Annotated in this window: 8 protein-coding genes; 1 reads left to right on the top strand and 7 read right to left on the bottom strand. The window is 35.2% G+C overall.

What is annotated here, in order from left to right; genetic code table 11:
• Window positions 1-132: 132 nt before the first annotated feature.
• On the top strand, window positions 133-960 hold the full coding sequence (locus V7014_RS16720) for a M15 family metallopeptidase (protein WP_335508575.1): 828 nt from the start codon (window positions 133-135) through the stop codon (window positions 958-960).
• A 183-nt stretch (window positions 961-1,143) separates the two neighbouring features.
• Here the strand turns inward: V7014_RS16720 and V7014_RS16715 are convergent, their stop codons facing one another.
• The 7 genes from V7014_RS16715 to V7014_RS16685 all read right to left on the bottom strand — a co-directional run.
• Window positions 1,144-1,692 carry a transposase gene (locus V7014_RS16715; RefSeq protein ID WP_335508574.1) on the bottom strand — a complete coding sequence of 183 codons (549 nt, stop codon included), beginning with the start codon at window positions 1,690-1,692 and terminating at the stop codon, window positions 1,144-1,146.
• Between the two features lie 21 nt (window positions 1,693-1,713).
• Window positions 1,714-1,977: a hypothetical protein gene (locus V7014_RS16710; RefSeq protein ID WP_335508573.1), complete on the bottom strand. Its 264-nt coding sequence runs from the start codon at window positions 1,975-1,977 to the stop codon at window positions 1,714-1,716.
• Between the two features lie 84 nt (window positions 1,978-2,061).
• Window positions 2,062-5,010, bottom strand: coding sequence for a Tn3 family transposase (locus tag V7014_RS16705; protein WP_335508572.1), 2,949 nt, complete (start codon window positions 5,008-5,010; stop codon window positions 2,062-2,064).
• A 37-nt stretch (window positions 5,011-5,047) separates the two neighbouring features.
• Window positions 5,048-5,599, bottom strand: a complete 552-nt coding sequence (locus V7014_RS16700; protein ID WP_335508571.1) for a recombinase family protein — start codon at window positions 5,597-5,599, stop codon at window positions 5,048-5,050.
• A gap of 319 nt (window positions 5,600-5,918) precedes the next feature.
• Window positions 5,919-7,088 (bottom strand): MFS transporter, encoded by a 1,170-nt coding sequence (locus V7014_RS16695; protein ID WP_335508570.1) that lies wholly within the window; start codon window positions 7,086-7,088, stop codon window positions 5,919-5,921.
• Window positions 7,085-7,474, bottom strand: a complete 390-nt coding sequence (locus tag V7014_RS16690; RefSeq protein ID WP_335508569.1) for a MerR family transcriptional regulator — start codon at window positions 7,472-7,474, stop codon at window positions 7,085-7,087. Before V7014_RS16690 ends, V7014_RS16695 begins: the two co-directional genes overlap by 4 nt.
• A 159-nt stretch (window positions 7,475-7,633) precedes the next feature.
• Window positions 7,634-8,231 (bottom strand): transposase (locus tag V7014_RS16685; RefSeq protein WP_335508568.1); only part of this gene is annotated, 598 nt, incomplete at its 5' end.

Here is an 8,231-nt window from a genome sequence, read left to right as displayed (position 1 = left end):
AAATTAGATACAAATATTTAGAAAATCAGAAACAAGATGTACATATTCCGAAAAGTTTATCTGTTATTATTTCGACATAGTAATAAATTTAAATTATTATTGACGAAGAAGGAGAAGAATATGCTTAATTTCATGAAAAAACCAACACAAAAAGTACTGTTTATACTAATTGGTAGTCTTATAATTAGTTCCGGATGTAGTACTAATCAATTGGAGGATTCCAAAGCTCCCCCCTCCGATTCTCAACAAGCTAGTAAAAAGCCTCAAGCTGAACCTAAAGATTCGAATGCTGGTGAACCTAAAGATTCGAATGCTGGTGAACCTAAAGATTCGAACGCTGCTGAACCTAAAGATTCGAACGCTATTGAAGTAGTTGCTAAACCAAATGATATTACCGTTCTTGTAAATAAAAAATATCGACTTCCCGAACAGTATGTTCCAAATGATTTAGTATACCCAGATGTTCCCTTTCTCTTTAATGAAAAAATCGACAAACGTAAAATGCGAAAAGAGCCTGCTGAGGCTTTAAAGAAAATGTTTGATGCTGCTATGCTCGATGGAATCCATCTAGCCGGCGCCTCTGGGTACCGTTCAGAAGCCAGACAAAAAACATTATTTGACAACTATGTTAACAAGGATGGGTTAGAAGAAGCTGATAAATACAGTGCTCGCCCAGGACATAGTGAACATCAAACAGGACTTTCTATAGACGTTTCAGGTATAACAGGAGCATTTGCAATTGAAGATGGCTTTGCCAATACGGCGGAAGCTAAATGGTTAGAAGAACATGCATCCGAATACGGATTTATCATTCGATTTCCAAAAGGAAAAGAAAGCATTACAGGCTATAAGTATGAGCCGTGGCATATTCGTTATGTTGGAATAGAACTAGCTACTGAAATAACTCAAAAAGACATAACACTAGAAGAATATTATGATAGTACTCCAGTTAATAAGTAAAATGAATAATGTATTTACTAAAATAGGAATGGGGCTGTCTAATAAGTCCCGAAAATAAGACAGGTGAAGAAAAACAAATTGTTTTTCTTCACCTGTTTTTACATTCTTTTCATTTTTCACTGAAGATAGCTGATGAATTCCAGCTATTTTCAGTAGATTATGTGCCATCGCCACAATCCCAAACTATATTTGGACTTTCGTTAAGCCCCGAAGCGAAAAGCGGCGGAACGAACGATTGCCCTTGATATGACCAAAAACACTTTCTACCTCGACTTTTCGTCGAGCATAAATGTGTGCATTTGATTCAGACCAAAGGCTCGTTTTCGCTTTTGCTTTTAGTTCTTCATAAACGGTGTTGTAGTGAATTTGTCGATTCCCTTTTGATTTCGTACATTTTGATTTTAGTGGGCAATCTGAACAATCTTCACATTCATAAATTTTGAAGTCCCTCGTAAACCCATATTTATCTGTTCGTCTAGAGTAACGTTTGAATTCAATCTTACGGTTATTCGGACATCTATATGTATCATTTTGCTCATTATAATCCCAGTTACTCGCGTGACGAATATCTTTTTGATAACTCCTTTTTTGTTCAGTTAAAAACGTATTATAAGGAATCAGTGCTTCAAAATGTTCATCGACTGAATACAGATAGTTATCCTCACTTCCATAGCCTGCATCGGCTATTACATTCTTTGGAAACGACAAGGATATTTGTTTCAATGTCTCCATATGTGGCTAAAACAACGAATATCAGTCGGGCGTTGATGGATCGTATAAAAAAGAATGAATTGTGGCATCTGGATCTGTTTTTGAATAGCTATTTCGATCACCAAATAATTCGTTTTGTTTCTTATATTTCATTAATCGTGGAGAGTAATCTTCTCTGACTGCCTTTAATAACTTTTTGATAGGGCTTAATGCACGACGCTTTTCTTTCCTATTATGGCTGTCCTTTTCTTTTCGAATGACAGCTGTATCTTTTGAAATCTTTTCTTCTAGGGGTACCGCCAACATTTCGGGAATTTTGTACGCTAAGCAAATTTCGACATAAATATAGCCAAATACCTGTACGCTAAGGAATTTGGCTTATGTTATAGATTAATTTTTATTTAATGGTCTTAGTTTGTTAGCTGGGAATCTATTTGAATCAAATTTATATTCTCCAAGAAAATTAATATGTTCCCATCCTAAAGGTGAAATGTGTGGAAGTAATTCTTCTTTTAGAACATTATTTTTCTTAAATTCCTTTGTCACTTCACTTAAATACAAAGTATTCCATACGCTTATTGCATTGATTAATATATTTAATGCACTCGCTCTTTGCAGCTGATCTTGTATTCCACGTTCTCTGAATTCACCACGTTTACCAAAAAATAAAGCTCTAGCCAATCCATTCATGGCTTCTCCTTTATTTAGTCCACGATGTATCCTTCTTCTTAATGTTTCATTCGTAATATAGTCAAGAATAAAGATTGTTTTTTCAATTCTTCCAATCTCTCGAAGAGCTGTAGCTATTTTATTTTGTCTTGCATATGAACCTAATTTTCCCATGATTAATGATCCAGAAACTCTTCCTTCTCGAATTGAATGTGCCAGCCTTAATACATCATCAAAATTCTCTTTAATAACGTTTGTGTTAATCTTTCCTCGAAGTATGCCTTTTATGTTTGAAAAGTCATTAGGAGAAGAAATGGTATATAATTTAGCGTCACTTATATCTCTTAGCCTTGGTGCAAAACGAAACCCTAACAAATAGCTTAATCCGAAAACTTGATCGGTATAACCGGCTGTATCAGTGTAATGCTCTTCAATTGAAAGGTCAGATTCATGATGTAACAATCCATCTATCACATGAACAGCATCTCTTGCGTTCGTATTAATAACTTTTGCATAAAAAGAAGAAAACTGATCACTTGTAAAACGATAAATGGTTGTACCTTTCCCAGTTCCATAATGCGGATTTGAATCTGCATGTAACGATGATACTCCAACAGGGACACGCATACCATCTGAAGAAGATGTTGTCCCATCTCCCCAATATGTAGCTAAAGATAGACGGTGCTGATAATTTACCAGTGTAGCTTGAGCGCGAGTCATAGCATCTTCATGTAATCTCCATTGCATAACATTGGCCATCTGGCGATATGAAATATCAGGAGTTGCTTCTGCCATTTTAGTTAATCCAATATTTGTCCCCATCGCCATTAACGTAGCCATCACAATAGATTTTTCCTCACCTTTAGGTGGCTGATTTGAAGAAGCGTGAACAAATGACTCTTCAAATCCAGTCCATTCAGCAACTTCCATTAATAAATCAGTGAGTTTAACTCTTGGAAGCAAATTATAAAGAGCTAAACTGAAATTTCTAGATTCTTCGGGAGTATCTGCTTGTAGTCTCTCAACATGTATCTTTTGTTTTTCAGTATTAATACTTTCAACTTTATCAATATTTTTGGAAATCCATTGAAGTTTAGTATTTAAAGTTTCACATCTTTCCTGTATATACTGTTCAAAACTTACATTAACAGCTATATTAGTCCCTTTAACCTTTGCTTTTCCCCAATCATTCTTTGATACTAAATATTCTTCAAAATCCTTATGTAATCTACTACCTTCAACCCAAACATCACCAGAACGGATATAGTTTTTTAGTTCTGTTAAGGCAGCCATTTCATAATATTGACGGTTAATGTTACCCTCATCATCAAAAACATGTTTTTGCCAACGTTTAGGAACAAAACTCAAAGGTGAGTCATCAGGGATTTTCCTTTTTCCAGAATCATTTAATTCGCGTATGGAATCTAATGCTTTCAATAAGGGCTCTGCTGATTTAGTAGATTTGAACTCTAAAGAATCCAACAGGATTGGAGTATATTTCCTTAAATAGTTATATCGAGTTTTTATTAAATCGAGGTAATCATAATCCATTGGTTTTGATAATAATTTAGCTTCTTCAATCGATTCTACAATTTTCTCCCAAGGCATTACTTGATCTAATGCCACATAAGGATCGATCCCTTCCTCTTTGGCTTTAATTAAAGCCGTTCCTATATCTGCGTAATGCACAACTTTTTCATTTACTGACTTTCCATTTTGCTTTTGCATCTCTTCTTGAGTTTTTCTACCTTTTGCTTGTAACACCATCATTTGTCTATCATGAATTTCAATGGCATGGTCAGTTAAGTCTTGGGAGAGAGTGATTAAGTGAGCGACTAATAATGCATATCTTTTATCTTCTTTAAATCTTCTAAAAGAATGGGGTTCATATCTTGCCCCAATTCGTGCTAATTGTAAAAGTCTATTCGGGTGTATTAATGCCGTATCGGCTTCAATATTCATTTCTTTAATGTACTTTAATCTTTTTATGACCTTTAAAAAAGAATCTGGTGACGACTGTCCGGGAATTTCCCGAAGCCAGGCTAATGGAGTTTTATTATTATTTACCGTTAAATCAATCAACTTTTCTAGTTCGCGCTTATTTCTTTCAGACAGATTACTTGTTAGTATGGCATATATTTTTTTCTCTGCACGTGTTCCAGCTAACCAAACCAACCTCTCGATTGTTGGTATTGCAGGAAGGATCATTTTTTCCTTTCTTAATAAATCGATTGCAGTGCGTACTAGATACATCGAATTTCCATTTTCCAATGCGAATTTTAAAAGAACATTAAAAATCGTACGATAATCACTGTTATTAAAGTTTCTATATCCATATACTTGACGTATTTCTTCTAAATGCTCACGTCTAGTTGTATCACGTTGAGCATATGAAGAGTAAACCTCAGGATCTACATTAATTTGATTAGCTACGTACTTAATAAGGTTATCAGGTAATTCTAACATATTAATTAAAGAACAACCGGGGTTTCTAAGAACGCATAATTGAAGTGCGAACCCTAAGCGATTATGATCTCTTCTATGACGATTTATAACATCAATATCATAGTCAGATAGACTGTAATAAGAAGTAAATTCATATTCTGATAAATTATTAAGGTTTAAAATTTCCTTTCGCTGTTCTGGTGTTAGCAGTTCTTTCACACTCAAGTTAAATCAATCCTTATAAATAATTTTGGTATGAGCCTTAATTTGCTTTGTCTAAGTATCGATAGAGTGAGGTTTTACTGATTCCTGTTGCTTCTGTAATTTGGTTGATTGTATAATCCTTACTCCTATACATTTTAATCGCCATTTCAACTTTGTCTTTTTTCTTTGAAGGTCTACCACCCTTCCTTCCTCTGGATCTTGCTGCTTGTAGCCCGGACTTTGTTCTTTCACTAATAATATCTCGTTCTAATTCTGCAATACTTGCCTTTGTACGAAAGAAGAACTTCCCCATCGCAGTTGACGTATCAATACTGTCAGTGATGGATACAAAATCTACTCCTAGATCACTAAATAATTCACTAAGTTCAATTAGATGCTTTGTAGAACGAGAAATACGATCAAGTTTATATACAACAATTTTGTCGCTACTACGTAAGACTTTAAGAAGCTCCTCTAGTTGGGGTCTATCTTTCCTAGTTCCAGTTAATTTTTCTTTGTAAATTTTTTCTACTCCATATTGTGTAAGTGCATCAACTTGCATATCTAAGTTTTGTTCCTCCGTACTTACACGTGCGTAACCAAAAATCATCATTCATCACCTGCAAAAGTTGTTTATGAATCTATTTTAGCACCAAAAACGAACGTTTATGGTGCTAATAATCACTTTATCAAAAAACAACCTGTTTGTATTAATTCATAGAACCAAAACTCATTCCCAAAATCAAAGTAACATTTGTAATATTTAAGACCGTTTATGGTTCTACTTTTATTGAGTAAAGCACAGGGTAGTTAAGAATTTTTTATTCCGTAGCCTTTTTGTGGAGTTATCCCTGATTACAGGAGGAAATTATTAGAAAAATCCCGTATAAAGGTGCCATTGATGAATACGATGGCACCTTTATTTTTAGTTAGTACTTGTTTTCAGTGACTTTTTTTGCAGCCTTATTAACTGAGATAAAGATAATTAAAGCAACAAATACTAATACCCCACTGCTAATTCCTACGTAGTTTATCGAACTCAAACTAATGACTCCACCGCCTAAAAATGCTCCTAAACCTATCCCCATGTAAAGCGCAGATGCACTAAAGGATAGTATCATTGATGACTGCTTAGGATTTAACGAAATAAGGTATGCATTCAACGCTGGATTCATTCCGAAACCTGGGATACCCCATAATACTGAAATAAGACCAACAAGAATAATTGCCAATGTAGATGGATTTAAAAAGGTTAGCATTGAGAACGCAGCTAATAAAATAGCGAAACCCAATAGTGATAATTTAAGTGTTTTTGGAGCGCCTATACGGTCTGTTAAATAACCACCAACTAGGTTGCCGAATAAAGCCCCAATACCAAGTAATAGCAGGTAAATGCTTATATTCTCAACATTCGTGACCTCCGTAATAATTGGAGCTATATAGGTATAAGTCATAAACCCGCCTGTAGTCCCGATAATGCTGACACTTAATGTTAATACTATAATTTTGTTGAAACTTTTTAGTCTCTCTTTTATACTCACAGAAGCTTCTCGTTCAATTTTTGGTAAGAATATTAAAACTCCAATTGCAGTTACTAAAGATACCGCCGCTACGAAGACAAAAGAATAACGCCAGGTTATGGAATTTCCAATCCATGTACCAATAGGAGCACCTAAAATTAGCCCAATGGTTATACCAGCTATGACAAAAGACAAAGCTTTCCCACGCATTGTATCAGGAACCAAACTTGTTGAAGCAGCCATAGCCAAAGGGGTAAACACAGCTGCGGCTAACGCAGCGATTACTCTTGTGACAAACAATAATTCAAATGAAGTGACAATTGCAGAAAGACCATTAGCAATGGTGAACACAACCATAGATAATACTAATAAAGTTTTAACGGGCATATTAAACGTTAATGTTCCTAAAACAGGGGCTCCAATTGCGTAGGCAATGGCAAAGGCTGTTACTAATTGACCGGCTGCTGCAATCGTGACATTCATATCGTTTGCAATGCTCGGTAGTAAACCAGCAATAACAAAATCGTCTGTTCCAATAATAAAAGTTCCTAACACCAATATTAAGAGTCGATAATTCATTGTTCATTACTCCTATTCTGGCGATCTTGAACCGTACGCCAGAATTCAATTAACTCTTTTAAATGTCTTTGGGCATTTTCCAATTGCTCAATCTGTTGCCTAGTTTTGAGCAATTGCTCTTCATATAACGTTATTGCTGCACCTGCACAATTCCAATCGCCATCCATGGGTTCGATGGAACCACAAGCTATAACAGGCTGTATTTCATCAGTTTTAAGCCCGATATCTAGAAAAAATTGAATGGCTTTTACACGTTCTATATCTTGCTCGTCATAAACCCGATAACCATTTTCTGTTCGTGATGGTTTAATTAAACTTTTTTTCTCATAATAGCGAATGGAACGGGTACTGACACCTGTGTGGTCTGATAACTCACTGATTTTCATCTTAACGCCTCCTTCCTTATCAATATAAAGTATGACACGATGTCAATGTAAAGAGGAAATGTTTTAGTTCAGATTTATTAAGCAAGCTCTATTCAACGGCCGTGATTGTAAAACAAAATTAAAAAAATCGATTCCTTATTGTATAGGAAATCGACTTTTTTAGGTTGGAAATATGCTTAGCGTACAAAATTTCCGAAATGTTGGCGGTACCCCTTCTAGTCTTTCTTCAAGGTAGACTAGTTGTTCTTCTGCGACTATTCCTTGATTCGATAATAATTCCTGTCCTTCTTCGTCTATAATGGCTTGAATTTCTTGATAAACTACATCAATTTTCTCGCGAAGTTTTTCCTCATACTTGGTCGTTGCTTTCTTCCATATAAATGTATACTTGTTTGCATTAGCTTCTATTTTAGTTCCATCAAGAAAATAGTTTTGCATCGTGATATGCTTTTGATCAATTATTTGATGAATCATATCTTCGAAGAGTTTCGGAAGGAGCTTCTCCATTTGAACAGTACGGAACCGATTGATTGTACGATAATCAGTTTTTTGTAAGGCCGCCAACCACATTGCTGGAATATTTTCTTCAATGAGTTTAGCAATTCCACGACAAGAATACACTTTTTGGGTGTATGCATAAAGAATGACCTTTGTCATCATTTTAGGGTGAAAGGAGCTCCGACCTCCACATTGATAGTGCACGAAGAATAGTTCTTCTTCAACGTTTTCAATCATTTGATCAATTACCCGAACCACA

The organism is Bacillus sp. JJ722 (assembly GCF_036963345.1).
In the GTDB taxonomy this organism is placed as follows: Bacteria; Bacillota; Bacilli; order Bacillales; family DSM-1321; genus Bacillus_AD.
Note: the sequence above shows the minus strand (reverse complement) of the source record. Positions and strands in the feature narration are given on the sequence as shown.